This window comes from Spirochaetota bacterium (assembly GCA_025061835.1).
In the GTDB taxonomy this organism is placed as follows: domain Bacteria; phylum Spirochaetota; class Brevinematia; order DTOW01; family DTOW01; genus SKYB106.
In genome coordinates, this window is the sequence record JANXAC010000007.1 from 12,418 (window position 1) to 37,629 (window position 25,212).

The window sequence follows — 25,212 nt, forward strand, 5'->3', positions numbered from 1 at the left end:
ACTATCTTAGATTAAGTAAATCTTTCCAAGCACCAATTCCTTTTTCTATAACTGTTTTGACAAAGAGTAATGATAACCTTGCCTCTTCTTCTGCTATCATAATCTCATGAACATTAACCTCTTCTGGAGAAACTATCGCAAGCTCTTGAAGTTGCCTTGCGCTAGACTCCTTGATCCTAACATCATCAAACGCTTTTAGCAAAACTTCTCCAAAACTTTCTTCTACTGACCGAGACCTAAAATCCTTTGGATGAGTAAAATGTTTTTCTCTTGATGCTTTCAGTTCTACATTGTAATCACTGACAAAGCTTATCATACTTAGACCTCTTCTAAATATTTTCGGATACAACTACGAACCTTCAAGTTATTTCAAGTTGTTTAAAAAACTTGACATTACCAAACACAATATAGACCTAAGTCGCAGAAGAATAGAAATCAAAAATCTTCCTAAACTCTTCAATACTAATAAGATTTCTTTCAATATCTTGGGGAGAGTTTATTAGATCATCAGTTATAGCTCTATCCAAGGATATACCACCTATACTTTTTCTAGTAAGGGCTTTAAGAAAAGCAACCGCACCTAGTTTATACCCGAGATCCCTTGCTATTGACCTTATATATGTTCCACCTGAACATCGGACGAATATTGTTGCTTCAGAATTATCTTTATCAAAATTCAAAAGTTTTATTTCATACACATTCACTTTTCGTGGCCTGAGCATTTTTAGCGTTGAGTAGTAGTCTTTCTTGGCTAACTTATATGCTCTTTCTCCGTTTATGTGAACTGATGAGTAAGCGGGAGGTATCTGAAGTATTTCTCCTTCAAAGTTTTTAAGAGCATTCTCAACAACCTTTCTATCAAGATGTGAAGTTGATGAGTATTCAATTACCCTACCATAGATATCATCTGTATCTCTCAACTCTCCAAACTTCACTACCGCTTCATAACTCTTGTCAAGTACACTGATTTCATGAAACAGCTTTGTTGCTTTACCTATAAGTATAAGAAGTAATCCACTAGCAAACTTATCAAGTGTCCCACCATGGCCAACCTTCACAATAATACCACTTCGTTTAATTATCTTCTTTATCTTCACAACTACACTATTTGACAAGACATCTCTACTTTTGTTAACAGGAAGGATTCCATCAAACATCATTTAATTGATTAAGATTCAAGTTTAACTTCCTCTCCCTCTGACTTCAGAAGATCCATCTCAGATATCATATCAGGTGTAAAACCTACTACTCTACCTCTATAATCCAAACCTAGTTCATATTTACTGTTAAAATCCCTAATAGACTCAAGAACCCTGCTAATAGGAATGACTGCTGAAGAACTTGGTACATTCATAACAACGACTATCTTCTTACTATCATCTATCCTAGCGATCAGGTCAACGAACCTCAATTTCGATGAGATATCCTCCATCAGTTCCAACATTATTCTTTGCATCTTTCTTTTTCCTAACCTTTTAGCGACATCCTGATAGTTCTTAATATCAACTATACCCAAACTCAATGGAACATGATACCTCTTACTCTCATAGAACTTGAGAGGTAGAAGCCTATAGAAAGCATCTTCATCAAACTTTGATATCCAATCAATATTACTTATGTAGTTAAGTATATTTACATATATCCACGACCATGCAGACGCAAGCATGTAAGCAAATATTATTGAACCTATAAGTGCTATAACAATAAGTGATGAAACATTCTCTACATTCAACGCATTGATATCAATAGAAATAACATAATAAGCCAATATGTAGAGTATTGATATTGATAGTAATAGGACATACAAAAAGTTTGGTATAACATCTCGGATACTTGCCTGCTTGTAAGATATCATCTCAAGTCTGTATTCTAGTAACTTTAAATAAACCGCGAGAAGTCCTAGGAAGACTACAGCTAAAAGATGTCCAATAAAACTTATATAACTAAATGGAACTACACCCAACCAAACAAGTGAAAAGTATATAACCAAGAACAGCAATACTGAAGCAACTAAACCAGAAATCACAGTAAGCATTCTATTTGAGAAGAGAGTTAAAAACCTCTCTTTATCCTTGAATGTCAAAGAGTATAACATAGCTTTCATAAATAACCTCCTACTTTCAATTGTAAAATTATTATTAAAGAAACTTATTGACTTTTCAATAACTTAAGACCGAAAAATAAGCATATAATCTCCAAATTAATAATTTCAGACTTGATACAAATTTTGTAGTAATGATCTTAATTCTACAACTTTTCATTTAAAATGTTTTTCTTGACAAACTGTTTGACCAAGTCGTATATTGTAGTTATGGAATTTAAGTTTTACTCAAGAGATTATAGTCCTAAATGGGTTCTATTTTTCGTAGTATCAGTTTTAATACATATACTTGCTATAATGTTGATTTTTCTTTATTTTAGTGATACTAATCTTGAACTGAGTGTTAAGGAAGTGAATATAAAATTCATATCCACTCAGAGACCTGAAACATCAAGGTCTCTATCTGATGTTCAACAAATTCAAACTACCAAAAAGAATATTTCCAAAGATGAAGTAGATGATATAGTTTATGAGATCGTCTCTCCCAAGATTTCAAAGTCTCTATCAGATGCTAGCGACACATCGGATCTTGCCAAACCTACGAAAGAGATTACAGTATCTGATAGAAAGATTGGTTCAGACCTCAAAAGGTATGAAAGAGCTTCTGAACAAACACCATCCTCAATTAAAGGTTCTAAAGAAGGGGAGATTTCAAAAGATGTTGATGAAAATGAATTGCTTTCTGGCAAACCTACACCTCTACCTTCATCAAAAGGTTCTACCACAGACAGCATAAGTGGTAATATATCTTGGATAAAAGGAGGGCCTAGAAAGGTAGTAGAATGGTATTCTCCGGAAATACCACCAAATATACTAAGAAAACAAACAGAGATAATACTCACTTTCTACATAGAACCTTCAGGCTTTGTATCAAGAGTTGAGGTTTTGAAAACATCTGGTGAGCCACTAGTTGATGAAATAGTGCTAAAAACTATGAGAAGAATAAGGTTCAATCCTGCGAATTTCTCAACAGTAGCAAATGTATCAATAACCATCACTCCAAAATAACATATATATCTCTTTCTATTACCTTCAATGTCTCTCTTATACTGTTTAAATTTTGGTCTATAAGGCTAGTCAAGTCAGATATCGTGTTTATTGATTTAGTGATATCAGATATCTTGCTCACTATTGTATTAAGTGTTGAAATACCATCATCTATTTCTGAAAACTCCTTTTCAAGCATAATCTTGCTATCTTCTGAACTTGATTTGATACTATCAAGATAAGATTTGACGCTATAAGAATATGTTAAATTTAACCTCATAGACTCCTCTACAAGCTCCTGCAGTTTTCTTAGATCACTAAGTATGTTTGATACAGTATTTACAACACTATCAGACAGCGATAAAAGATCATATACATCTTTTTCTAATTTCTTCAACTTATCTGTATTAATGTTGTTATTTATGCTTATTAAAGTCAGATTTCTCTTAAATTGATTTATATCTATCACTATCTCCTTTGAAAGGTTTTTAATTCTTCTGAAGGATTGCCACATTGAAGTAACATCATTGTTTTTTGACACCATCTCCCCCTCTATACTTATCTGCTCAAACAGATATATCGCATTACCTATCCTTGCCAGTAGATCAATTGAATCGTTTACTAAATTTGATATTTCTGAAAGAAATTCTTGAATTGATTTTATGTATGACAATAATGTGTTTATATCTTCCGACAATACTTTAAAAGTGTTTATGATTGAGTCTGTCTTAATAGTTATATCCCTCAGTTCTTTAATCACATCATTTTGGATACTTTTAACACCTTGAATAGTCTCAGATATTGAACTCAGAACCTCATCCATGTAGGTTAATTCCTGAGAATTCTTTGTAAAGTTGAATTTTATCTTACTTATACTATCTTTTGCTTCTGATATTACGTTTTCAAAGTATCTTGAATAATTGTATAACTTCTTACTATCAGCACTTATTAAGAATGTTAACTTAGACTGAGAGTTTCTGTAAGACTTTATCTTATCAATAAAATTCGTTATCCTACTACCACTTGAACTTATCTTTTCTATTTGATTTCTAACTTCGATATCAGTATTACTTAAAGATTTATAGTTTTCTAGGAATACCAAAAATATTAGCACAACACCGTGAAGTGATACTACTAGACCTGACAAGATAATTATTGTATCTTCAGGGAAAAGTAACCTATTTGATATAGTCCCAGCAACCACGGATAGAACAACTAAAATATTAATAACATTTTCAGATTTTGGTTTTAGTATATAGAACCTTACCACTTGGTAAATAGCAACTACAAACACTACTAGTATTACAAGTGTCGCTAATATGTCATTGAAAGGATATAATGTTATGAATGTAAGAATTAGTATCGTTAGTATTTCTATTCTTTTCAGTAATGGTTTTCCCTCAAAATTCTTGAAATTTTCATACAGGACCAAAGTCAGAAGAGACATAAGTAATACGTTTGTTACAGTTGTAATTTCAGTTTTTAATATTTTAAGTTGAGATACAAGTAACATGGAAGATGATATAAAAATAAATGTGTGTAGTAAGCACAGTAGTAGTATCTTATTATCAAGATTCCCTAAAAGGTATTGTCTTAGCCATAGGTATATTGAGAAGAATATACTAATTAGTGATAACGACAACGAGAGTGTTATCAATGAAGCATCCAAAAGATTGGTTATGAAAAAATCCATATTTCTAGCATAAACAAAATTAAAACTGTTTTTCAATGTTTTTTAGGATTATTGATTTTAATTCTTCACAAGCTCTATCAAGGTCATCATTTACTACTACATAGTCATAAAGCTCCCTAAAGGACATTTCGTAAGTTGCTTTCTCAAATCTTTTTCTAAGGTTTTCGTCAAATTCTTTCTTGCCTTCTCTAGACAATAGTCTATTTTTAAGTTCTTCAATTGATGGAGGCACTATGAATATTGATATGGCTTCAGGGTATCTTCTCTTTATCTTCATAAAACCTTTAACATCAACGTCAACTATCACATTCATACCTGCATTTATTTTATTCTCAACTTCCCAAACAGGTGTTCCGTAAAAATTACCATGAACCATAGCCCATTCCAGAAGTTCTTTGTTTCTGAACATTTCAAGGACTCTATCAACGGAAACGAAGTAATAATCTATGCCATCTCTCTCTCCTTCCCGCGGCTTTCTAGTTGTAACTGATACCGAAAAATGTAGGTTTGGAACTTCTTTCAGGATTCTCCTAAGAATTGTAGTCTTACCTGCTCCGGATGGTGCAGATATGATAAATATTTTACCTAACTTCACCTTCTGTTCCATAAACTATTCTATGTTTTGTATATGCTCCCTTATCTTTTCTAGTTCAGTCTTTATATACACGACTAAAGATGATATTGTATAGTCAAAAGACTTTGAAGCTATTGTATTAACTTCCCTATTAAGCTCCTGAAGAAGAAACTCTACTTTCTTACCCAACTCTCCATCACTATTCAGGAGGTTTTCAAGATCATCAAGATGTTGCGATAATCTAAATATTTCCTCATTTATGTCAACCTTCATAAGAAAACTTATAATTGATGTGTCTATCTCTTTTCTATTCTCATACTCTTTAAGAAATTTATTTACCCTTTCTTTCACTTTCTCTTCTATGCTAGTATTAACAATATTCCATCTTTCTGATATCTTCTCTAGATTTTTCCTAACTTTATCTACAGCCATAATACATTCATTCCTTACAAGTTCACCTTCTTTGATCCTCTGCTTCAAAACATTAGCAACTGACTTCTTTATGAGTATCTCTATCTGCTTTTTAAGTTCTAAAGGTGGTTCAGGCCTTACTATACTTATGACATCCTGCATTCTTGCGATATCAACTATCTCTATGTCCGGTAACAAACCAAGATAATTACTCAAACTTCTAAGTGATTCAAAATAAACCCTTGCTAGTTCCTTGTTAATATGTATATCAAAGTCATTTGTCTTTGGATAGAAATCTATAACAAGTTCAACCTTACCTCGCTTAAACGAGTTCTTTATTACCTTTCTAGCAATCTCCTCAACAAACTGTATAGTGGTAGGGATAATTGTCTTTATCTCAAGGAAGCGTGAGTTTAAACTCTTTAAATAAATTGTTATCTTTCCATAGTCTGTGTCTTTTGATATGTATGAGAAACCCGTCATGCTCCTCATCGTAGATATTATCGGATTTTTAAGGATTATACCAATTCACAAAGATACAATTCAATTTACCAAACTGAACTCCAACAAAGTCCAAATTTTCTGGTTAAGTTTAATAATAATTGTAATTTAAAACAAAATGTATTATTATATTATTAGCAGTTGCATAAGGAGATACCTATGGTTTGCTCTATATGTGGAGAGAATGATAGTATGTTAAGCATATCTGTCCAATACAATGGTAGAGAAACAACAGTTCATATATGTAAGGACTGTATAAACAAATTCGGCCTGGATACTAGCAATATAGATAACCTCATTAAAGATATAATGGAACTCATAAGAAAAAACATAGTGAAAAATCTAGAAATAACATCTGAAGAACAGAACGAAAACCAAGAATTTGAAGAAGAACTTCTCTCATTTGACAATATAATAAGTATGATAAGTTCTAATAATAAACAACCAATCCAAGACGAAAATAAATCTGTTACAAGGAGTAGTGATATGAAAAAAACTGAGAGTATCTGCCCCTACTGTGGTTCCTCAATTGAAGAAGTAATAGGTAATCAAAACTTAGGATGTATAAACTGTATTGAATTCTTTGGAACAAAGATAAAACATAAACCTGCAAAGTTTGAAGGTAGAGTTCCAAGAGTCTATAGAAGTATATACATAAATGAAAAATTCAAAGACTACCTGTCCAGTAAAATGATGATAGAGGTGGTCAGAGAAAACTTTGAAAAAGCATCAAAAATTAGAACAATAATCTCAAAGATTGTGAAATAGGTTCTTTAGGATTATACACCTAAGTATTTTTATACCGGTAAATTCCAAAATCTCCAAAAACTGATCACCCTCAATCACAGATTTATATTCTCTGTCATCCACTCCTTTCCTAATCGTAGTGAAATTCTTAGTGGAATTTTAGACTTTATTGTTTTTACGCTATGAAGTGTGCTACTGAAGATTCTTTCGCTATTCTTAAATAGTCTGGAACATCAACTATATCGCTTACAAAATCCTCAAGGTCATCCTTTGCTAAACCAAAAACATTCATAGCCAACGAGCAAGCAACTATCTTCACACCAAGCTGTCTAGCGTAATCAAACAGTTCCTTGAGATTAGGAATTTTCTTCTGTTTCAGTAATACTTCCAACATTCCTTTCCCCACTCCACCAAAGTTAAACTTTGATAATTTAGCACTATCAACTGAAGGTCTGTTTATAATGCCAAAGAGCCTCTGAATAAGATTTCTCTTATACTTTCCTGAAAGTTTCTTTTTAGTTATCAGGTTCAAACCCCAGAATGTAAAGTATAGCGTTACATCCCAACCTGTTGCTTTTGCACCAGTAGCCATAACAAGTGAAGCCATAGCCTTATCATAATCGTCAGTAAATACAACTATTGACAGAGAATCTTTTTTCTTCTCCATACCAAGCACCCCCAGACTTACTTCTTCCTAAAATACATAATCCAGTTGCCATCAGAAACATCAGTTCCTAAATGTTCATGCCCATCCTCTACGAAACTTCTAGGAACATCTCTTGATGCAGGCTCGTGGTCAGTTATTATCCTGACAACCTCACCAACCTTAACCTCACTGTCAAAAAATAACCTTGACTTTATATATGTAAATGGGCATACCAAACCCCTAATGTCTAACTCTTTATCAACCTTAAAATCTACAGACATATAAACCTCCAAATGTCAATATTATAATAACTAAAAATTTCAAAAAGTCAAATAATTTAAAATCGCAACGGTAAAAATCCAAAATCTTTAAAAAACTCCTACGACCATTAGGAGCAATAGGCGACGAAACTATAGACAGTAAATTCCCGAGATTTCCAAATTCAAAACACCAATAAACCTGTCCCTGTTAAAAAACTGCTAGCGTATCATAGAAAATCTAAAAAATACTAGATGAAAACTGAAAATTTGATTATATTTAGATGTGTATTTCAATTCAAACCACACTTACAAACTATATTAGGGGGATTTGATGAATAATTCAAAAGCTAACCCTCTACCACAAGTTTCTAAAGACAGGATAAAATCCTTACTAACACAATTCTTTTCATTACCTATTGAGAATTTGGAGATAACAAACTCTTTCAACTTAGAAACGAAAGAAATTTTCGTAATAAAGATACTTGAACCTCTGAATGAGTCAGTAATTGTAGTTGATAACAACAACCATGATATCAGTAAGCTCATAAAAGGAGATGTATTGAGTATATTTTCCTCAACGAAAATTACATTAGAATTCTACAAAAAGCGTATAAACCAAATAAACATAATATCAGAGAAGGTTCTACTAGTGATACACTTCAAGGATTGTAAGGCTGTGATGAAAGGTGATTTTCTTGAAAAGATTATGAAACCTATAATCCAAAACTTAAATATTAAAGTTAATATTCTAGATGTGGTTCAATTCTCAAACGACATAGAAATGTTGATTGATGAGATATTTTATAGGTTATCTGGAATACCTTGGGATATTGATGATTTCTTCAAAGTGATTGACGATGTTAGTCTTCAGTTCATACTCTCAAGACTCTTATCAGAGTTTAGCGAGGATGAGATGATAACTCTAATTACGTCTCTTAAAAATAGTCATAAAATAGGGGCAAATATATCAGAGGGAGCCTGGGAAAGGATATTAGATATGTCAAGACATAAAGCCCGAGATCTTGCATTCAATCGTGACTGGGTAGAAATAACAAAACTACAAACAGCATTGACGATAAACAAGATAATAAGAGAGGATGGCAAAAACTTAACAGCATCAAAGCATATTGAAACCATAAGAGAACATATTATGAACTCTTTCTTCTTACCTAGAGTTACACCGAAAGCAATAACAAGAATAATAGAAGAGATTGAAAGAAAAGGAAAGCTTGATGAGATTACAAAGTATGTGAATAGGACATCTTTGGCAAAATCCCTCGTCGGAGTTAGCGAAGAGGTAATACAAAAATTCTCAAAAGTTCTCTCTTCTAATGGGTATAGACAACTTATAAGCGATGTATCATCGTTTTCCAATGCTAATAATCTTTTTATAACGGAACGAATAGAGTTTCTAGAAGGCACATCTAGACTACTCTTAAACATAGATATAGAGAGAGAAAAAGGAAACCTGCTTGAAGTCTTTGCACAAATCATACCTAAACTTAACTATCCAAAAATTTACTACGCTGTCAATCTCACAGGCAGTAATGCATACCTGCTTTTTTGTGAAAAACTTGCGAAAAAAAATAGGAAAATGCTTGATGAATTCTTATCAAAAACGATAGGACCTTTAAAGAAGTTAGCAGAGATGTTCATAAGAAAGGAAATCGGTCTTACATACATATACGGAGACACACTGATAAATCAGAAGACAAAAGAATTCGTTGAGAAGCTCTACTTCAGTGTAAAAATAGACGAGATTATGGTATATTCAAATCAAAGTTAGACTCTAACCATGGCTTAGTTGCTGGTAATTATTCTTAAGATACTCTTAAGTATCTAACCAAATCTATTCTTCAAAAATCCTTTTATCTTAAGATATTCACAAAATCAATATCCTCTCAATCAACAAGAAAATGTCAAAACTTCAACTTTGTCCTTTAACCTAAACAGATTAATAAAACTACTTTAACAGTAGGCAACTCTATTAGCAGATTCAATTCGTAAGGATACTATTAAATTCTTCATTATTTCTTTGTAATGAAAGCAGAACTAGAAAAAAAGGTGCTAGATACCATCAACAAGTATAAACTTGTGTCAGAAGGTGACAAAATATTAGTATCTCTGTCTGGTGGTGTAGATTCTGTTGTCCTACTAAATGTTCTAGATAACCTTAAGGCAAAACTTGGTATCCAGTTAGGTGCTATACACATTAACCATCTCTTGAGACACTTTTCTTCAAGAGACGAACTTTTCTGCATAAACTTATGTAATGAAATGGGGATACCTTGTTTCACTTTTCGTAAGAATGTAAGAGAGTTTGCTAGAGAAAACAACTTATCCATTGAAGAAGCAGGTAGAATAGTAAGGTACTCCACAATAAGGCAATTCGCTAGAGAAAATGGCTTTACCAAGATAGCAACCGCACATCACATTGACGACAACATTGAGACACTATTTTTGAGAATCTTCAAAGGGACATCTCTGAAAGGGCTTCTACTAATAAGACCGAAGTTTCAAAACATCATTCGTCCTCTTATTGAGATAACAAAATATGAAATAATAGAGTATGCAAAAGAGCAAAAACTCAGTTTCATAATTGATGAGACAAACTACTCTAACGAATACGAGAGAAACTATGTAAGAAACATCATCATACCAACAATCTATCCAAGGTTCCCAAACTTCAGAGAGAAGATATACAACCTCATAAGTGATTTAAGAGATTTGTATAGTATAGTTGAGATGCTAACAAAAAATGCTATTAACCAGTATGTGGTATTTGAGAAGGATTCCGCGGTAATCAACTTAAAGATTACCGAAGACTACCCCAAAATAATCACCAGAGAAGTCGTAAAAAAAATACTCTCATACTTTAAAACTCCCATTAGTAGAAAGGTGCTTGACAGGATTTCTTACGAAACACGAGGATATGGGAATAAAGTAGTTGTGAAATTCAAAAACATTATTGTCTTGAGAGAGTATGATAAATTAAGGATAAAGAAGATTGAACACTATTCAAGAGAACCAAAGAAAACAAAAATCTCGGAAGTTGAGTTTATCTCATACTTTGATGTTGATATAGATGTTAGTGAGTTAGATGTCAATGAAAATTTTATCCAGAAGATAAAGACAAACTCTTCAAGAGTACTTTACTTTGACCTAGATGGTGTCAAGAAGGTTGAGATAAGAAGAAGGGAAAAAGGAGACTACATTAAACTAGACTTTGGCAACAAGAAGATAAAGGATATACTAATAGACGAGAAGATACCATTAAGTGAAAGGGATAAGGCAGTAGTTGTAGATAGTAACAAAGGTATCGTTGGCATCTACTACGGCAAGATTAGAGTAGCAAGCAACTTTCTACTCAAAACTGGACACAGAAAAGTTTGCAGGATAAGATTCAATTCAGATTAACATATAAATATTAACTTTCACATCTACTGCTATTAGCTCGGAGTGTATAACTCTGAAATTCCTATTCCTTATGCTTATTGATGCTTTACCACTGTCAAGGAAAGGCAATATGCTCTTACCAACCAAATCATCATAACTTAAAGATAATTCTCTCGTAGAAGCAAGATTCAACCAAACTATCCTATTAAACCTATCAGTTATTATGATAGGAAGAGGTAAATTTTTGAGTATACTTTCAAAGTTAATCTCAAGCAATGTTGGATCATCACTTGTGATATACTTCAACTCTTTTTTTGATACTAAATCAATAGTATTATCGTAAGTAAGTATAACAGGTATTACATTATTATCGTTAAGGTTTTCGCTGAAAATATTAGAAATTGGTTCTAATTTGAGTTCTTTGTATATGCTTAACACATCCTCAACTCCTAAGTTCATAAGTGAAACTACATCTTTTGTTCTTACATAACCTTGAAAACCATCAAGATTGGATATTATTAGGATCGGACTTTTAAACCTGTATAAGTAATGAATAACATCTTTTATTGTCTTGACCATAACTTTATGGAAGAAGTGTCTTAATTTTCTCCTCTATCTCAAGGAGTTGTGAAGTTATCTGTGCGTCAATCGTAGTGGTATCAGTTTCAACAATCACACCTCCCTGTTCAACGAAATGATCCTCAAATATCTTTACATCACTACCTTGTTCAATCATCTTGATAAACTCTTCTTTGTGCCTTGAAACGATGTCAATGTCTGCTGGATTAACCCTAACTATAAATTTAGTACTACCAGAAAGTTTTGAAAGGACATACTTAATCTGTCTGACAACAATATCTTTTTCGTTCTCTCTTATCTCTTTAAGAACCTTCCTCACAACCTCAAGTGCTAGTTCAACAACCTCTCTCTCTGATTTATTCACTATTTCATTCCTTTTATTTACAATGTAAGATGTTATCTCCTTTAGTCTGTTTGACAACAAAACAATCTCATTCTTTCCAGCATTAAATCCATCCTCTACCCCTTTATCAAAACCTTTCTCATAAGCCTCTTTCTTTATTCTTTCAGCCTCCGCCATTGCCTCTTGAATTATCCTGTTTGCTTCTCTCTTCGCTTCTTCAATTATCCTCTCCTTCTCCTTTTCACCTTCTTTTATGTTTAAGTTCTTCTCCTCCAACGATGACTTCACTTTATTGAACGCAACTTTTTCAGCCTCATCTATAATCTTTGCTGCCTTCTCGTTAGCCTCTTCAATAATATTCTCTTCAAGTTTGCTAAGTTCTTCTTTTTTCCTTTCAATTTCTTTGTTTAGGTTTTCAATTTCGCTCTGAAGAGATGATAACCTTTTCTCCTCTTCTGTTATCTTCTCTTCTATTTTTTTTCTAAAAAACTTTGGTGTTTCTAGCCTATACTCATTATCAATCACATACTCATCTTCGTTTAACTTCTTTTTCACAGATAGGCTTATCATAATTTTGTCTTTGTTCTTCTTATCCATCTCATCCATACCTATTATTGTATATGATCGGAATAATTCAATCAAAAAATCTTTACTGATATTAATCGGTTGTTTAAAATTAAACGCAATTATGGAGGTATGGAATGTACGTAGGCATTGACCTTGGCGGGACTAATATAAAAGCAGGTATGATAGACGACGAAGGAATGATAGTATCAAGCCTTTCAATACCAACAGAAGCAAATCAAGGTTGGGATAAGGTAATATCAAACATCAAAAAAATTTTGAAAGACTTGGTAAGCGATAGAGTGAAAGCGATAGGAATAGGTATTCCAGGACCTGTAGATTTTGAGAGAGGCATAATAAAGGAGATGCCAGCCATTCCCGGTGCAAAGAATGTAGAGATAGCAAAAGAAATTCAAAGTGATTTTAAGAAACCTACTTTTGTTGATAATGATGCTAACAATTTCGCACTCGGTGAAGTTGTCTTTGGGGTTGCTAAAGGAAAGAAGTATGTAATTGGAATAACACTTGGGACAGGGATTGGTGGTGGGATAGTTATTGATGGAAGATTATATAGAGGTAGCAGAAACTATGCAGGAGAGGTTGGACACATGGTAATATCTCCAAACGGACAACAGTGTAATTGCGGTAAGTTTGGTTGTTGGGAGGCTTACGGCTCTGCTACCGCCATCATAAGGAACGCATTATCTTCAAAGAAAAGAGACATAAATTCAAAACTAAACGACTATCCTAGTGAAAAGATAGATGCAAAGTTGGTGATTGAACTATCAAAAGAAGGTGATGAATTCTGTAGTGGAATAGCCCAAAATGCTTTCTTCTACATAGGTATAGGTATAGCATCTCTTGTAAATATTCTAAACCCTGAAATGGTTGTGATAGGAGGTGGTGTATCACTCGCTGGAGAATACCTAATTAAAACCGTCAGAAGAGTAGCATTTGAGAATATTTTACCTCCATTGAGAGAAGGGTTGGAAATAGCCTTGAGTAGGTTTGGTAATAACGCTGGGATGCTTGGAGCAGCAGGTCTTGCTAAAACAGAGTTTGAAAGACTAAATGTATAGTTTTTTCTGCCAAAACCCGTTGAATACAATATTTGCTCCGCCTATCATATAAACTCTACCACTACCATCATATTCAACTTCCAAGTCTCCTCCAAGAAGATGAACTTTGACTCTACCCGGTCTAACTAGTCCATTTACAACCGCAGAAACTACTGACGCACAAGCACCAGTTCCACAAGCCATAGTCTCACCACTACCTCTCTCCCAAACTCTCATAGCAATCTCATCAGACTTCAAAATTCTTACAAACTCTACATTCACCCTATTCGGAAATAAAGGATGTCTTTCTATCCTAGGTCCTATCTCACTTAAATTCACACCTGAAAGGTCATCGGAAAATATAACACAGTGAGGATTACCCATTGAAACAACATTTATACTATACTTACCAAACCCAAAATCAAACGATCTGTTAATAATCCTATCTCCATCAATTACAGACGTATCTACAGGAACTTTACTTGGCTCAAATATAGGATCACCCATATCAACTCTGAAAAGCAAACCCTCATCCTTCTTCAGGACATCAATAACCTTGAGACCTGCTTTCGTATTAACAGATACACTTTCTTTGCTGTTTATATTCTCGTAGAAGTATCTGACAACTTGTCTTATTCCATTTCCACACATCTCTGCTTCACTACCATCGGAGTTGAATATTCTCATCTCACAGTCATAACTCTCCGAAGGTATGATAAATATTACACCATCTCCACCTATCCCGAAGTGTCTATCAGAAAGGATGGGAGCAATAACCCCCATCTTATCTAAAAGTCTCTCATAATCTGGATGTCTAAAAAGGTCAAGTAGAATATAGTCGTTTCCTAAGGCTTCGGCTTTAGTAAATTCTAGGTTCATCTCTTAAGAAACTATTTCTCAAGCGTCGCCCTTATCATCCAGGCAGTTTTTTCCTTCCTCTCTAGTATTTCTGCTAAAAAGTTTGCGGTTGCCTCATCCTTGTTTGAGGATGCTATACCGACATACTCTCTTATGTCTCTTATCATACTCTCGTAATCCGCTAAAAGGCTCTCTAGCATCTGTCTATCAGTCAAGAACTCTGAAGTCTCTGAAAGTTTGGTTTCTGAAAGGAAGTTTTTCATACTCGCAGGAACTTTCAATCCTAGTGCTCTAATTCTCTCGGCAACATCATCAATCTCTTCAAATATCTGTTCATATACCTTCTGGAAAAACTCGTGTAATTCCTTAAAGTGAGGTCCTACGACATTCCAGTGATAATTCCTAGCCTTAACATACACAACAAAATCATCCGACAGAACCTTGAACAACATTCCCGCTATTTGCTCTCTAACCTTCTCCGATAGTCCAACGTCCATCTTCTCAACATCTACTTTAATCATATGTTCCTCCTATTTGTTTTATAATACTAACTTGTATTGAAAAAGTCAAGCAACAGGAACACAGAAATTAAACTGATCCAACAAAGATTATTTGAACTCCAAAAAGACTAGAAGCAACTTTTGAGAATGATAAGAATTTTTACACATCTCAACACTAGAGGTTGAAATACCAGACAACACAAAAGTATAATCTTCTTATGAAAGTAAGTGCTAAAAGTGGTGTTTTGGTTTTACTCTTCATCTCAGGTTTTTGCTCACTAGTTTATCAGGTTTTATTCACAAGACTTTTTAATATCACATTCGGGCTATTCATTCACTCAACGGTGGTAGTAGTTATAACCTATATGCTTGGATTAGCACTCGGCTACTATCTTTCAAGAAACATATCACCCAAAAACCATCTATCACTCTACGGTTACCTTGAATTGGCTATAGGTATATACGCAATTCTAGTCCTTGCGCTATTCAGACCTATTGACAGTCTATACACTATATTAGGAAATAGTATCATTGTGAAGTTTGCCCTATCATCCATCATTCTACTCTTACCTACGATTGCTATGGGAATAACAATTCCTGTAGTGATTGAATATCTTAAGAAAACTCAAAACCAAGAGATGGTTGGAAAGGTTTATGGTATAAATGCACTCGGTGCTAGTATAGGGGCTTTCGTTTCATCTGTCGTATTTATAAACCTTCTAGGTATTATACCAACATTTGTAGTTGCGTTTTTATTGAATGTAATAGTATTCGCAGGTGCAATATATCTATCAAAGTCCTATTCTCCTTCTTTTTCAATCGTAAAAAGCGATATAAGATTTGTCAGTATAGGTATAGGTTTTGGATTGGTTGCTTTTCTATATGGTTTCTCTGGGATGGCTCTTGAAATACTTTGGTATAGAATGCTAGTCTATTTCGTTGCAAACAACACATTCTCATTCTCAATCATCTTGTCCGTTGTAATCCTAGGCATAGCGATAGGCTCACTGATATACAAATCTCTACTAAAAGTATTCAAAAACGACTTCTATCTATTATTCGCAGTATCACTCTTCACAGGATTATACACAACTATAACAATCTTGATACTCAACAATTCATACTCAATTATGGGAATCATCTATAACATATTTGGGAATATCGTTTTTGGAATTCTAGGAGATACTAAAGTATCTGAAACTATCACACTAAACCTAACAAGATACTCATTAGTTTTAATTACATCTGGTATAGTCTCGTTATCTTCTGGAATTGTTATTCCTTCACTATTCAATCTTATTCGTGGTTATGTATCAGAAAACATAACAGCCCAGAGTATCTCGGGGACAATACTTGCAATAAACACGCTTGGTAGTATTTTAGGTGCGTTCCTAATGACATACCTAATGATACCTAACCTAGGTTTCGGATATAGTGTTTTTGTTATCTCTCTTCTATACATTGGGGCTGGATTTGTAACACTTGCTACTCTAGGATGTAATAGAGTTCTAGGAATGGTCGGAACAGCGGTTGCTGTTTTAACCTTCATTCTTCCAAAAGATATAACATTCACAAAGTATTATAACGGCTTCTTTGACATTAAAGGAGAGTTAAAATTTTACAAGGAAGGGCTGTATGGAACGGTTGCAGTTTTTGATGTTAATAATACAAGATACCTTAAGATAAACGGGATTGACGAAGTACCAAATGATTATAACTCTCTGATAGCCTTCAAGGTATTAGGAAACATTCCTTTCCTTTTCTCAAAGTCTCACTCAAACGTGATGGTTAATGCTTTGGGAGGCGGAATAACATTGAGTAGTGTTCTACACAACACAGACGCTAAAGTTGAAGTCGTTGATATCTGTCCAGATATTATGGATGCTTTGGAGTTGTATAAAGACTATAACAACAACATTTTTACAAAAACGAACTGGTTTTTTAATCCAGAGGACGGTAGGAACTTTCTTAAATCATACGAGGACACATTTGATATTATCGTTGCGGATGCTACTCATCCTGTATCATCCGAAAGTTGGATGCTATTCACAAAGGAGTTTTATGAACTTGCTTATTCCAAACTCTCCAAAGATGGCGTTTTCGCTCAATGGATACCAATCCACAACCTTGAGACCTACGATTATGTATCAATACTGAAAACGATAAGAAGCGTATTCAGTAATTCAATATTACTTATAACTGGTGTATATACCGTTGTAGTAGCGAAGAAGGTAGAATTCAATGGAGAGTTCTCGGACATTAATTTTGATGACATTATGAAACTAGGTATAGGTAGAGAAGATTTGAAATCTTTAATATTCTTGTCTCCCCAACTATTCACTGAACTCGTTGATAGCGAAGAAGGTGAGATATTGAGTGACTATAAATCTTCCGTTGAGTTTGCGGAATTCCATAGAAGAGTAATTGAAGATACGAAACCAAAAAATCTTGAGTTAATACTCAAGTATTCAGACTACAAGAGACTTTCAGAATTCACTGGTCTAGATCAAAAAAAGCATCAGAGTATGATACTTGCAAAGAAAGCACTCGTTGATTATCAAAGGAAATTACACTATGAAGCACTCAAAAAGATGGACGAAGGTATCAGGTTGAACAGTGAAAACTTCTACATAAAATTTCTATTCGCACAAGTCTTCCCAGAGTTTGTCCAGTTCGTTAGAAGCAATGAAAAGCATATAAGAGAAGTGTATGGCGATAGCACATATTACGAACTCGTTAGGTATATCCAACAAAAAGTCAAAGAGATAGGTAGGGAATAACTCTCAATTTTCAATAAAGTCAATTTTTGGATCACTAACTAAAACACTTTGCCATTCCAGTTCAATTCACTTAGTGTTTAGTTTAATAGAAAAATAAGGTTTTAGAACCAAAATTAGTTGAAAGAGATTGCGCTTGACATTTAACCTAATCCTCAAAATGAGGAAAAAATATGGGAAGCAAGGTAAAGATTTTGTGTGCTGATGGTTTTTCAAAAGCAGGATTGGAAATACTTTCATATTACGAGAATATATCTGTTACGGTTAATGAAAAAACCTCAAAGGAGGAACTTATATCTCAAATCCCTGACTACGATGTTCTAGTAGTTAGGAGTGCTACCAAAGTTGATAAAGATGTAATTGACGCTAGTAAGAAACTTAAGATAATAGCCAGAGCAGGAGTTGGTCTTGACACTATTGATGTTAATTACGCTACTCAAAAGGGGATAATAGTAATGAACTCACCAACAGGAAATGTGATATCCACCGCAGAACATGCTCTTGCTCTTCTTTTCTCAATAGCAAGGAAAATTCCTTTCGCACACATCTCAACTGTTAATGGAGGTTGGGATAGAAAATCATTCAGAGGTGTTGAACTCTATAGGAAAAAGATAGGTATAGTAGGGCTTGGAAAGATCGGAACAGAAGTTGCCAAAAGATGTATAGCACTAGGTATGGAAGTTCTAGCTTACGACCCATTCGTAACAGATGAGAGAGCATCACAACTAGGTGTAAAATTATGTTCGCTTGAAGAGATATATAAAGAGTCTGACTTCATAACATTCCATGTTCCGCTATCCGAACAAACTAAAAATATGGTCACAAAGAAAGAGATTGAGATGATGAAACCTAGTGTTAGGATAATAAACTGCGCAAGAGGAGGTATAATAAACGAGAAAGACCTTGCTGATGCTTTGAATTCCGGTAGAATAGCAGGTGCTGCGATTGATGTCTTCTCCACAGAACCACCAGTAAATAATCCTCTAATTGGTGCGAAAAACTGTATTGTCGTTCCTCACCTAGGTGCATCAACAGAAGAAGCACAGGAGAATGTCTCAATAGAGATAGCAGAGTCTATTATAAAGTTCTTCAAAGATGAAGTTATCATAAACGCTGTCAATATGCCATCAATAAGCCTACAGAAATATAAAGAACTCAAGTCCTTCATAGACATGGGTGAGACTGTCGGAAAGATAATATCTCAACTATCCGATGGTGGTGTATTACAGATAGTCGTATCTTATTCAGGACACATAGTTGAAGACCCAGTACAAATAATTACAAGAGCAGTCGCTAAAGGTTTTATGGAAAAGATAGTTGGTGACGAAACTGTCAATTTTGTAAATTCACTACTCTACCTTGAAGCAAGAGGAATAAAACTGACTGAAACGAAAGAGGATGAAGCATTTTCAGTATTTTCAAACCTCATAAAAGTTTCACTTATAACCAAAACCAAGAAAGTTGAGATTTGGTATACAGTATATCCTAACAATGATGCAAAGATAGTTAGAATAGACAATTACTATCTTGAACTGAACCCAACAGAAAACATGCTATTTGTAAGAAACTATGACAAACCCGGAGTGATAGGTTTTCTCGGTGTTGTGTTAGGAGATGCCGGTATAAACATAGGAGAGATGAAGGTTACGAGGGCAAGGAGAGGTGAAAAGGCACTTACAATAATAACACTAGACTCCGAAGCACCAAAGGAGATACTAGACAAAATATCTTCACATCCAGACATAATTGAGGTTAGAAAAGTAACACTTTAGATGAAACTTTTTATAGTTGAATCTCCTGCCAAAGCAAGGACAATCAAATCATACCTAGGCAAGGAATATATAGTTCTAGCAACCAAGGGGCATATAAAGGACCTACCTCAAAAAGAAATGGGCATTGACATCAAAACACTTGAACCAAAGTATGTTATACTCCCCGGCAGGAGAAAAGTCATCTCATATATAATCAAGGTAGCAAAAAATTCTGAAACTATATTTCTAGCGTCAGACAAGGATAGAGAAGGTGAGATCATTTCTTTTCACTTAAAAGAGATACTCTCAAGGTATGTCAAGGACATAAAAAGAATTGAATTTACTGAAGTTACCAAGAATGGAATACTTAATAGTTTGAAAACCCCAAGAGATATAAATATGAGCCTGGTAAATGCTCAGAAGACACGCCGTGTGCTTGATAGAATTGTAGGATATGTTCTATCACCTATACTATACAGAAACCTCAAGAACGAGTATAAAGACGCATCGCTTTCAGCAGGTAGAGTTCAATCACCAGCACTGAGGCTTATATGTGAAAGAGAGTTAGATATAAAAAACTTTAAACAAACTCACTACTACGAGGTTATCATACATTGCGACAAGGACGGTAAAAAATATTATCTGAAACTTATAAGCGAGAAAGTAAATGGAAGAGAGATAAAATTCTCTCCCACCAACAGGATAGATGAGGGAAAACTCAAGGAGATAAAAGAAAATTTTAACAGAGATAGAGTAGAAGTAGTCTCGTTCAAAAGATATGACGATTACATAAAGCCACTACCTCCATTCAAGACAAGCACACTCCAACAGGACGCATCAGCAAAATTATCCTTCTCTCCTTCCAAAACTATGAAGATAGCACAAGAATTGTATGAGGGGATGAATATTGACGGTGAGTTTGTTGGACTTATTACATACATGAGAACAGACTCTGTAAGAATATCAGATTACGCTTTAAAAAGAACGAGAGAGTTTATAAGGGATAGGATAGGTCCAGAATATCTACCACCAACCCCAAGAATATACGAGAGCAGTAGTCCTAACGAGCAAGGAGCACACGAGTGTATAAGACCTACAGATATCTATAGAGTCCCTACTTTGCTAAAAAACAAGATACCAGAAGACCACTACAGACTGTATGACCTTATTTGGAGAAGGTTTCTCGCAAGTCAGATGAAAGATGCAGTTCTTTCAGTTTTAGAAGTTCTAGCGAGTGATGGAAAGTATTATTTCTTTGGTATTTCAAAAAGATTAGTAGAAGAACATTTTATGAAGTTCTATCCACATAGTGTTCCAGAAGATGTCTTCCTACCGATCCTAGAAAAAGGAGAAAGGATCAAGGTATTAGACCTAGAAGCAGTTAAGAGAAAAACTCAACCACCACCAAGATACACCGAAGCAACACTCATAAAGAAACTAGAAGATGAAGGCATAGGAAGACCCTCAACCTACGCTACAATCGTATCCACATTATTAGCAAGAAAGTATGTTGTGAAGGAAAACAAATCTCTAGTACCAACAGAACTAGGTTTCAAAGTTTATGAATTTCTAAAGTTTAACTATCCAACTGTTATTGACCTAAAACTTACATCAAGAATGGAAGAAACACTTGACAAGATTGAAAACGACCAAGAAAAGGATTGGAAAAAAGCATTGCTAGATATGATAAGAGAAATAAAAGTTCCATTTGAGATTTAACAAATACTCGCAAATTTTCATCTAAAATGCTCCATAAATCTAGTATTACACTAATCAAAGTTTCCAAAAAAGAACCAGTAAATTCATCGCTAGTTATAGGAAATACTTATCCTCAACTGGTTTGAAAAAGCATACAAAATTCCTAGTTCATAAAAGACCCAGTAAAATGACAAGATAAGTGTATAGAACTCAATCGCACTATTTACCAGATTTAGATTAAAACAACATGTGGCACCTTGTACCCATTGAATGGAGCAGAATAAACAGTAGTGTAAGCACCGGCAGATAGTATACAAACTATATCTCCAACATCAGGTTCTGGTAGAGATATGCTTTTTACTATCACATCCATACTATCGCAGGAAGGACCTCCTATATTCCAGATTTTCTCCCTTCTTCTTGAGTTAGTTTTGAAGAGATACTTGATACCGCCAAGTGTTTCCATAAGACCGTTGAAGACACCCACATCAAGGTATAGCCAGTTTTCCTTAGTTCTACAAGCTTTACCTACAACTCTTGAAACTATTATTCCTGCTTCACCAACAATCCTTCTACCAGGTTCCATCTGTAAAATTAGTTTATCGTAATTATCAAATACATTCAATGCTTCATAAACCACCTTACTAAACTCAGAGATGCTAACCGAAGTGCTTGTGTAATCAATAGGAAATCCACCACCTATGTTTAGAAGTGTCATCTCCACACCATATTTTCTCGCAATATCAAAGACCCTTTTGGAAGCAAATATAGCATTTTTAATACTATTAACAGAATTATTCTGCGAACCTGCGTGAAAAGTAAGACCTACGAGATTTATCTTCCTCCTAACTGCATAAGAAATTATGTCTTCTATTTCATCTTCAAGAACCCCAAACTTACCACTGAGTGGCCAAGAACTCTCGGGATTATCTATCTCAAGTCTTACATAAACATTCGCATTAGGAAAGAGATATTTTATCTTATCTATCTCTTCTTTTGAATCAACGCAAAGGTAGTTTATACCAACCTGCCTACAAACCTCTATAAACTCTGGTGGTTTTACAGGATTACTCGTTATCATCCTATTACCACCTACACCGAGTTCTATGAGTTTAACAACTTCAGAAACTGATGATACTTCAAAGTTTGAACCGACACCTGCCAATACTTCCAAAACTTCTGAAGCATCGTTCGCTTTCACAGCATAATATACTTTAAAACTCGGGAAGAATTTAACGAGTTCATAATACTTACGCTTTATGGTGTATGAATCCATCAGTAGAAAAGGTGTTTTATGTTCTTCAATAAGTCTTGGTACTAACCTTCTAACTTTAGTAAATACCTTTTCAGAGAATATTTCTGTTTTTGCATCTTTGCGTATTCTTCTCATCTAAACTATACCTCACAATTTGCGTAGAAATATAAATAGCTAAAATCACCAATTTCAAATAAAATAGAGAGTATTCAAAATAAAAACCTAACCTAAAAACTAATCCTAAATTCTTCCTCTTTCCTAGAAACTCCACTCTCAACTCAAATACCATCTAGTTTATCCTACGAATGCTACCAACAATACTCAATTATCACACAAAAAATTTTAGACCCTATTGATACCCCCTCAATTGTTTGAAATTGTAAGAGCTAATTTTATAGAATTACTTTTACACTTACATAGGGAGAAGTTTATGAGAGTGGTTTATTCAGTTCCTTCTAGAAGAAGGAGAAAGAAAATACTAAAGTCAGTCAAAGGGCATAGAGGTGCTAGAAACAAGAGATACAGAGCTGCTAAAGAGTCACTTATGCATGCTTTACAATATGCCTGGGAACACAGAAGATTAAGAAAGAGAGAATTTAGAAAACTCTGGATAATACGAATAAACAATGCTGTTAGGGAGTATGGATTATCATATAGCAAGTTTATGGGACTTTTGAAGAAAAAAGGAATATCCATCAACAGAAAAGCTCTCTCAAACATGGCTATTGAGGATAAGTCCGCTTTCAAGAAACTTGTAGAAACAGTTATGAAGTAAAAGGAGGTATCTATGTCAAACCTTATTGATTATGTCAATAATAAGTTCAGACCGAGTAAGGATTATGACGATTTTAGAGTGGGTGATCAAGTTAGAGTTCATCAAATAATAAAAGAAGCCGACGGTAAAGATAGAATACAGATATTTGAAGGACTTGTTATATCAATAAGAGGAAGTGGTCTCTCAAAAACATTTACAGTTAGAAAGGTATCTTACGGAGTTGGGGTTGAAAAAATATTTCCATACTACTCTCCACTGATTGCAAAAGTAGAAGTTGTAAGAAGGTTCAAAGTAAGAAGAGCAAAACTATACTACCTTAGGGAAAAAGTAGGTAAAGAAGCCAAAATGAAAGAGATAAAGATAACTAAAAAATAGATTTGAATCTTTTACCCAAAAGATTTCTATGATCTACTTGAGTTCCATGTAGGGCTCTGACAAATAGGATTTTTTGACAACTTTCAACACATCAATCTCATTTACAGGCGACAGTTCAGTTATCCCTGAGAGTCTAACAAACCTATCGTATGTTCTCAGCTTGACTATCATATTCTTGTATTTTTCATCTATCACTTTATCAACTATCACTATAAGCCTGATGTTAGTTTTCATATACTTTTCAAGAACTTCTTCCTCTTTTGTTGCTGTAAATATATCAGTTTGAGTGTTTAGGTCAGGTGCTATCACAAAATTCAACTTATTGACCTTCTCAACGAATAGTGCAACAGCCTCTGAATGTAGAAAGAATTTCTGTAGATAATTACTATCATTAGCATTTGTAAGTGTTACTATCATAATCCCTCTTTCAGAGGAATAAAAAGGTATTTCTGCCTTTTTGTCTATGTAAGTCTTTAGCTTATTCCATTTTTCAAAGGTTATATCTTCATTATACCTTAGGACAATCTGATTCTTTGAAACTATCTCAGTTGCAGACAATACAAATCTCTTCCTCTTACTAAGCCTGTTTGCATCATCTATCGCCGATATATACCTGTCAAAGTCTATAAAACTCTTTATGTAAGTAGGAGGACGATACTTGTCAGGGAAGTTGCTAGATAGTTTTGCTAGCAAAAGTTCGGAAAACACTATATCAACTTCCTTTATATTGTTCCTAGATAGTATTTCATAGTGAGACTGGTCAAAAGTAGTTCCTTGAAATATCTTTATATCTGACTTTGTTAATCTATCTTCAAAATATATGTCCTTAGCATATATGAGAGGAACGCTGTCCTCATACTTCTCCTTCAAAGTTATCAATTCGTCTATTGATACTTTCATACATACTTAATTTTATACAAACTTTTGACTACTTGACAATTTTACATCTGCACAAAATTGTAAAAACCCAAAAGAATTATTCACTATCATATCAAATATGATAAGATTAGGAGTCGATGTATCTGACATATCCAGGGTAAAGGAGTTTTATGAAAGGAAAGGTGAGAAGTTTATTGATAGGATTTTAACACCTAAAGAGAAGGAATATGTTATGAAGCACGAAAAGTTCTTACTCAATCTTGCTGGTAGGTTTGCTGGTAAGGAAGCATTCTTTAAAGCACTGGGAACTGGTATTATAAACTTCAAAGAGGTTGAGATTCTCAACGAACAATCAGGAAGACCATACATAAACCTATACGGGAAAACAAAGGAGATATTTGATTCTCTAAAAGCTAAAAACATTGAAATATCAATATCACATACAGAATTGGTAGCAGTTTCTGTCGTTGTAATTGAGATATAA

25 protein-coding genes are annotated in these 25,212 nt (G+C 34.1%); 11 read left to right on the forward strand and 14 right to left on the reverse strand.

What is annotated here, in order from left to right:
• Window position 1: 1 nt before the first annotated feature.
• The 3 genes from NZ579_04005 to NZ579_04015 form a co-directional block, all read right to left on the reverse strand.
• On the reverse strand, window positions 2–316 hold the full coding sequence (locus tag NZ579_04005) for a flagellar hook-basal body complex protein FliE (protein ID MCS7299112.1): 315 nt from the start codon (window positions 314–316) through the stop codon (window positions 2–4).
• A 97-nt stretch (window positions 317–413) separates the two neighbouring features.
• Window positions 414–1,160, reverse strand: coding sequence for a tRNA pseudouridine(55) synthase TruB (truB, locus tag NZ579_04010; GenBank protein ID MCS7299113.1), 747 nt, complete (start codon window positions 1,158–1,160; stop codon window positions 414–416).
• Window positions 1,161–1,168: 8 nt separating this feature from the next.
• Window positions 1,169–2,104, reverse strand: coding sequence for a hypothetical protein (locus tag NZ579_04015; protein MCS7299114.1), 936 nt, complete (start codon window positions 2,102–2,104; stop codon window positions 1,169–1,171).
• A gap of 207 nt (window positions 2,105–2,311) precedes the next feature.
• Between NZ579_04015 and NZ579_04020 the strand changes: the two genes are divergently transcribed.
• Entirely contained in the window at window positions 2,312–3,109 is a 798-nt protein-coding gene (locus NZ579_04020; GenBank protein MCS7299115.1) for a TonB family protein, read from the forward strand.
• Here the strand turns inward: NZ579_04020 and NZ579_04025 are convergent.
• From NZ579_04025 to NZ579_04035, 3 genes are read right to left on the reverse strand one after another with little or no spacing between them, the layout of a single operon-like run.
• Entirely contained in the window at window positions 3,096–4,781 is a 1,686-nt protein-coding gene (locus NZ579_04025) for a hypothetical protein (protein ID MCS7299116.1), read from the reverse strand. The genes NZ579_04020 and NZ579_04025 overlap by 14 nt on opposite strands.
• Before the next feature lie 19 nt (window positions 4,782–4,800).
• The gene (gene gmk / locus NZ579_04030; protein ID MCS7299117.1) at window positions 4,801–5,388 is read right to left on the reverse strand and encodes a guanylate kinase; all 588 of its coding nucleotides are present in this window, start codon (window positions 5,386–5,388) and stop codon (window positions 4,801–4,803) included.
• A 3-nt stretch (window positions 5,389–5,391) separates the two neighbouring features.
• Window positions 5,392–6,258 (reverse strand): YicC family protein, encoded by an 867-nt coding sequence (locus NZ579_04035; GenBank protein MCS7299118.1) that lies wholly within the window; start codon window positions 6,256–6,258, stop codon window positions 5,392–5,394.
• Between the two features lie 168 nt (window positions 6,259–6,426).
• Here NZ579_04035 and NZ579_04040 point away from each other — a divergent pair, with 168 nt between their 5' ends.
• Window positions 6,427–7,035 (forward strand): hypothetical protein, encoded by a 609-nt coding sequence (locus tag NZ579_04040; protein MCS7299119.1) that lies wholly within the window; start codon window positions 6,427–6,429, stop codon window positions 7,033–7,035.
• 154 nt (window positions 7,036–7,189) lie between these two features.
• On the opposite strand, the gene NZ579_04045 is transcribed toward NZ579_04040, so the two are convergent.
• Complete coding sequence (locus tag NZ579_04045) at window positions 7,190–7,681, reverse strand: DsrE/DsrF/DrsH-like family protein (protein ID MCS7299120.1); 492 nt, start codon at window positions 7,679–7,681, stop codon at window positions 7,190–7,192.
• Window positions 7,682–7,698: 17 nt separating this feature from the next.
• Window positions 7,699–7,941 carry a sulfurtransferase TusA family protein gene (locus tag NZ579_04050; GenBank protein ID MCS7299121.1) on the reverse strand — a complete coding sequence of 81 codons (243 nt, stop codon included), beginning with the start codon at window positions 7,939–7,941 and terminating at the stop codon, window positions 7,699–7,701.
• A 310-nt stretch (window positions 7,942–8,251) separates the two neighbouring features.
• Between NZ579_04050 and NZ579_04055 the strand changes: the two genes are divergently transcribed.
• Together NZ579_04055 and tilS are read left to right on the forward strand one after the other, a co-directional pair.
• Window positions 8,252–9,706 carry a hypothetical protein gene (locus NZ579_04055; GenBank protein ID MCS7299122.1) on the forward strand — a complete coding sequence of 485 codons (1,455 nt, stop codon included), beginning with the start codon at window positions 8,252–8,254 and terminating at the stop codon, window positions 9,704–9,706.
• 254 nt (window positions 9,707–9,960) lie between these two features.
• Window positions 9,961–11,337: a tRNA lysidine(34) synthetase TilS gene (tilS, locus tag NZ579_04060; GenBank protein MCS7299123.1), complete on the forward strand. Its 1,377-nt coding sequence runs from the start codon at window positions 9,961–9,963 to the stop codon at window positions 11,335–11,337.
• Here tilS and NZ579_04065 read toward each other — a convergent pair.
• Complete coding sequence (locus NZ579_04065) at window positions 11,329–11,895, reverse strand: PAS domain-containing protein (GenBank protein MCS7299124.1); 567 nt, start codon at window positions 11,893–11,895, stop codon at window positions 11,329–11,331. The two genes, tilS and NZ579_04065, sit on opposite strands and share 9 nt — an antisense overlap.
• 4 nt (window positions 11,896–11,899) lie before the next feature.
• Complete coding sequence (fliH, locus tag NZ579_04070; GenBank protein MCS7299125.1) at window positions 11,900–12,844, reverse strand: flagellar assembly protein FliH; 945 nt, start codon at window positions 12,842–12,844, stop codon at window positions 11,900–11,902.
• 95 nt (window positions 12,845–12,939) lie between these two features.
• Here fliH and NZ579_04075 point away from each other — a divergent pair, with 95 nt between their 5' ends.
• Window positions 12,940–13,881: an ROK family protein gene (locus NZ579_04075; GenBank protein MCS7299126.1), complete on the forward strand. Its 942-nt coding sequence runs from the start codon at window positions 12,940–12,942 to the stop codon at window positions 13,879–13,881.
• Here the strand turns inward: NZ579_04075 and dapF are convergent.
• Both dapF and NZ579_04085 read right to left on the reverse strand, forming a co-directional pair.
• Entirely contained in the window at window positions 13,870–14,739 is an 870-nt protein-coding gene (gene dapF / locus NZ579_04080) for a diaminopimelate epimerase (GenBank protein ID MCS7299127.1), read from the reverse strand. The two genes, NZ579_04075 and dapF, sit on opposite strands and share 12 nt — an antisense overlap.
• An 11-nt stretch (window positions 14,740–14,750) precedes the next feature.
• Complete coding sequence (locus NZ579_04085) at window positions 14,751–15,239, reverse strand: DNA starvation/stationary phase protection protein (protein ID MCS7299128.1); 489 nt, start codon at window positions 15,237–15,239, stop codon at window positions 14,751–14,753.
• Between the two features lie 197 nt (window positions 15,240–15,436).
• Between NZ579_04085 and NZ579_04090 the strand changes: the two genes are divergently transcribed.
• From NZ579_04090 to topA, 3 genes are all read left to right on the forward strand, one after another.
• Window positions 15,437–17,998 carry a hypothetical protein gene (locus NZ579_04090; protein ID MCS7299129.1) on the forward strand — a complete coding sequence of 854 codons (2,562 nt, stop codon included), beginning with the start codon at window positions 15,437–15,439 and terminating at the stop codon, window positions 17,996–17,998.
• Window positions 17,999–18,168: 170 nt separating this feature from the next.
• Entirely contained in the window at window positions 18,169–19,767 is a 1,599-nt protein-coding gene (gene serA / locus NZ579_04095) for a phosphoglycerate dehydrogenase (GenBank protein MCS7299130.1), read from the forward strand.
• Window positions 19,768–21,465: a type I DNA topoisomerase gene (gene topA / locus NZ579_04100; GenBank protein MCS7299131.1), complete on the forward strand. Its 1,698-nt coding sequence runs from the start codon at window positions 19,768–19,770 to the stop codon at window positions 21,463–21,465.
• A 211-nt stretch (window positions 21,466–21,676) separates the two neighbouring features.
• Here topA and NZ579_04105 read toward each other — a convergent pair whose 3' ends face one another.
• Window positions 21,677–22,834: a type III PLP-dependent enzyme gene (locus NZ579_04105; GenBank protein ID MCS7299132.1), complete on the reverse strand. Its 1,158-nt coding sequence runs from the start codon at window positions 22,832–22,834 to the stop codon at window positions 21,677–21,679.
• Between the two features lie 295 nt (window positions 22,835–23,129).
• Here NZ579_04105 and rplT point away from each other — a divergent pair, with 295 nt between their 5' ends.
• Both rplT and rplS read left to right on the forward strand, forming a co-directional pair.
• Window positions 23,130–23,474 carry a 50S ribosomal protein L20 gene (gene rplT, locus NZ579_04110; GenBank protein MCS7299133.1) on the forward strand — a complete coding sequence of 115 codons (345 nt, stop codon included), beginning with the start codon at window positions 23,130–23,132 and terminating at the stop codon, window positions 23,472–23,474.
• Between the two features lie 12 nt (window positions 23,475–23,486).
• The gene (rplS, locus tag NZ579_04115) at window positions 23,487–23,849 is read left to right on the forward strand and encodes a 50S ribosomal protein L19 (GenBank protein MCS7299134.1); all 363 of its coding nucleotides are present in this window, start codon (window positions 23,487–23,489) and stop codon (window positions 23,847–23,849) included.
• 33 nt (window positions 23,850–23,882) lie between these two features.
• Here rplS and NZ579_04120 read toward each other — a convergent pair whose 3' ends face one another.
• A complete protein-coding gene (locus tag NZ579_04120) occupies window positions 23,883–24,749 on the reverse strand; it encodes a hypothetical protein (GenBank protein MCS7299135.1) in 867 nt (288 codons plus the stop codon).
• Between the two features lie 97 nt (window positions 24,750–24,846).
• Between NZ579_04120 and acpS the strand changes: the two genes are divergently transcribed.
• Complete coding sequence (gene acpS / locus NZ579_04125; protein MCS7299136.1) at window positions 24,847–25,212, forward strand: holo-ACP synthase; 366 nt, start codon at window positions 24,847–24,849, stop codon at window positions 25,210–25,212.

Coding starts and splice junctions, on each gene's coding strand:
- NZ579_04120 (MCS7299135.1), bottom strand. CDS start 24,749: ATGAAAGTATCAATAGACGAATTGATAACTTTGAAGGAGAAGTATGAG.
- tilS (MCS7299123.1), top strand. CDS start 9,961: ATGAAAGCAGAACTAGAAAAAAAGGTGCTAGATACCATCAACAAGTAT.
- serA (MCS7299130.1), top strand. CDS start 18,169: ATGGGAAGCAAGGTAAAGATTTTGTGTGCTGATGGTTTTTCAAAAGCA.
- NZ579_04105 (MCS7299132.1), bottom strand. CDS start 22,834: ATGAGAAGAATACGCAAAGATGCAAAAACAGAAATATTCTCTGAAAAG.
- NZ579_04055 (MCS7299122.1), top strand. CDS start 8,252: ATGAATAATTCAAAAGCTAACCCTCTACCACAAGTTTCTAAAGACAGG.
- topA (MCS7299131.1), top strand. CDS start 19,768: ATGAAACTTTTTATAGTTGAATCTCCTGCCAAAGCAAGGACAATCAAA.
- rplT (MCS7299133.1), top strand. CDS start 23,130: ATGAGAGTGGTTTATTCAGTTCCTTCTAGAAGAAGGAGAAAGAAAATA.
- acpS (MCS7299136.1), top strand. CDS start 24,847: ATGATAAGATTAGGAGTCGATGTATCTGACATATCCAGGGTAAAGGAG.
- NZ579_04035 (MCS7299118.1), bottom strand. CDS start 6,258: ATGAGGAGCATGACGGGTTTCTCATACATATCAAAAGACACAGACTAT.
- NZ579_04050 (MCS7299121.1), bottom strand. CDS start 7,941: ATGTCTGTAGATTTTAAGGTTGATAAAGAGTTAGACATTAGGGGTTTG.
- NZ579_04025 (MCS7299116.1), bottom strand. CDS start 4,781: ATGGATTTTTTCATAACCAATCTTTTGGATGCTTCATTGATAACACTC.
- NZ579_04005 (MCS7299112.1), bottom strand. CDS start 316: ATGATAAGCTTTGTCAGTGATTACAATGTAGAACTGAAAGCATCAAGA.
- NZ579_04065 (MCS7299124.1), bottom strand. CDS start 11,895: ATGGTCAAGACAATAAAAGATGTTATTCATTACTTATACAGGTTTAAA.
- truB (MCS7299113.1), bottom strand. CDS start 1,160: ATGATGTTTGATGGAATCCTTCCTGTTAACAAAAGTAGAGATGTCTTG.
- gmk (MCS7299117.1), bottom strand. CDS start 5,388: ATGGAACAGAAGGTGAAGTTAGGTAAAATATTTATCATATCTGCACCA.
- NZ579_04020 (MCS7299115.1), top strand. CDS start 2,312: ATGGAATTTAAGTTTTACTCAAGAGATTATAGTCCTAAATGGGTTCTA.
- NZ579_04040 (MCS7299119.1), top strand. CDS start 6,427: ATGGTTTGCTCTATATGTGGAGAGAATGATAGTATGTTAAGCATATCT.
- rplS (MCS7299134.1), top strand. CDS start 23,487: ATGTCAAACCTTATTGATTATGTCAATAATAAGTTCAGACCGAGTAAG.
- NZ579_04085 (MCS7299128.1), bottom strand. CDS start 15,239: ATGATTAAAGTAGATGTTGAGAAGATGGACGTTGGACTATCGGAGAAG.
- dapF (MCS7299127.1), bottom strand. CDS start 14,739: ATGAACCTAGAATTTACTAAAGCCGAAGCCTTAGGAAACGACTATATT.
- NZ579_04045 (MCS7299120.1), bottom strand. CDS start 7,681: ATGGAGAAGAAAAAAGATTCTCTGTCAATAGTTGTATTTACTGACGAT.
- NZ579_04090 (MCS7299129.1), top strand. CDS start 15,437: ATGAAAGTAAGTGCTAAAAGTGGTGTTTTGGTTTTACTCTTCATCTCA.
- fliH (MCS7299125.1), bottom strand. CDS start 12,844: ATGGATGAGATGGATAAGAAGAACAAAGACAAAATTATGATAAGCCTA.
- NZ579_04075 (MCS7299126.1), top strand. CDS start 12,940: ATGTACGTAGGCATTGACCTTGGCGGGACTAATATAAAAGCAGGTATG.
- NZ579_04015 (MCS7299114.1), bottom strand. CDS start 2,104: ATGAAAGCTATGTTATACTCTTTGACATTCAAGGATAAAGAGAGGTTT.